Here is a 1,733-nt window from a genome sequence, read left to right on the forward strand (position 1 = left end):
TACAGTTATCAGACAATCTGTGTGGACACGTCACAATGCGTATCGTTGTGGTAAGGAGGTGATCCAACCGCAGGTTCCCCTACGGTTACCTTGTTACGACTTCACCCCAGTCATGAATCACAAAGTGGTAAGCGCCCTCCCGAAGGTTAAGCTACCTACTTCTTTTGCAACCCACTCCCATGGTGTGACGGGCGGTGTGTACAAGGCCCGGGAACGTATTCACCGTGGCATTCTGATCCACGATTACTAGCGATTCCGACTTCATGGAGTCGAGTTGCAGACTCCAATCCGGACTACGACGCACTTTATGAGGTCCGCTGACTCTCGCGAGATCGCTTCTCTTTGTATGCGCCATTGTAGCACGTGTGTAGCCCTACTCGTAAGGGCCATGATGACTTGACGTCATCCCCACCTTCCTCCGGTTTATCACCGGCAGTCTCCTTTGAGTTCCCACCATTACGTGCTGGCAACAAAGGATAAGGGTTGCGCTCGTTGCGGGACTTAACCCAACATTTCACAACACGAGCTGACGACAGCCATGCAGCACCTGTCTCAGAGTTCCCGAAGGCACTCAGGCATCTCTGCCCGATTCTCTGGATGTCAAGAGTAGGTAAGGTTCTTCGCGTTGCATCGAATTAAACCACATGCTCCACCGCTTGTGCGGGCCCCCGTCAATTCATTTGAGTTTTAACCTTGCGGCCGTACTCCCCAGGCGGTCGATTTAACGCGTTAGCTCCGAAAGCCACGGCTCAAGGCCACAACCTTCAAATCGACATCGTTTACAGCGTGGACTACCAGGGTATCTAATCCTGTTTGCTCCCCACGCTTTCGTACCTGAGCGTCAGTCTTTGTCCAGGGGGCCGCCTTCGCCACCGGTATTCCTCCAGATCTCTACGCATTTCACCGCTACACCTGGAATTCTACCCCCCTCTACAAGACTCTAGCCTGCCAGTTTCAAATGCAGTTCCCAGGTTAAGCCCGGGGATTTCACATCTGACTTAACAGACCGCCTGCGTACGCTTTACGCCCAGTAATTCCGATTAACGCTTGCACCCTCCGTATTACCGCGGCTGCTGGCACGGAGTTAGCCGGTGCTTCTTCTGCGAGTAACGTCAATCGACAGCGCTATTAACGCTATCGCCTTCCTCCTCGCTGAAAGTGCTTTACAACCCGAAGGCCTTCTTCACACACGCGGCATGGCTGCATCAGGGTTTCCCCCATTGTGCAATATTCCCCACTGCTGCCTCCCGTAGGAGTCTGGACCGTGTCTCAGTTCCAGTGTGGCTGGTCATCCTCTCAGACCAGCTAGGGATCGTCGCCTAGGTGAGCCATTACCCCACCTACTAGCTAATCCCATCTGGGTTCATCTGATGGCGTGAGGCCCGAAGGTCCCCCACTTTGGTCTTGCGACGTTATGCGGTATTAGCTACCGTTTCCAGTAGTTATCCCCCGCCATCAGGCAGATCCCCAGACATTACTCACCCGTCCGCCGCTCGCCGGCAAAGTAGCAAGCTACTTTCCGCTGCCGCTCGACTTGCATGTGTTAGGCCTGCCGCCAGCGTTCAATCTGAGCCATGATCAAACTCTTCAATTAAAAGCTTGATGCTCGAAAGAATTAAAAACTGTCATTCATATGAATTACTGTTTGTTCACTCTTCAAGACTTGATATTTTTTACATCTGATATCGTCTTGTGAGTGCCCACACAGATTGTCTGATAAATTGTTAAAGAGC

1 rRNA gene is annotated in these 1,733 nt (G+C 52.3%); it reads right to left on the reverse strand.

From position 1 onward, the window contains the following. Window positions 1-51: 51 nt before the first annotated feature. Window positions 52-1,594, reverse strand: a 16S ribosomal RNA gene (locus EDC52_RS19760). Window positions 1,595-1,733: the final 139 nt, after the last annotated feature.

Origin of the sequence: Biostraticola tofi (assembly GCF_004343195.1) — a bacterium.
Classification (GTDB): domain Bacteria; phylum Pseudomonadota; class Gammaproteobacteria; order Enterobacterales; family Enterobacteriaceae; genus Biostraticola; species Biostraticola tofi.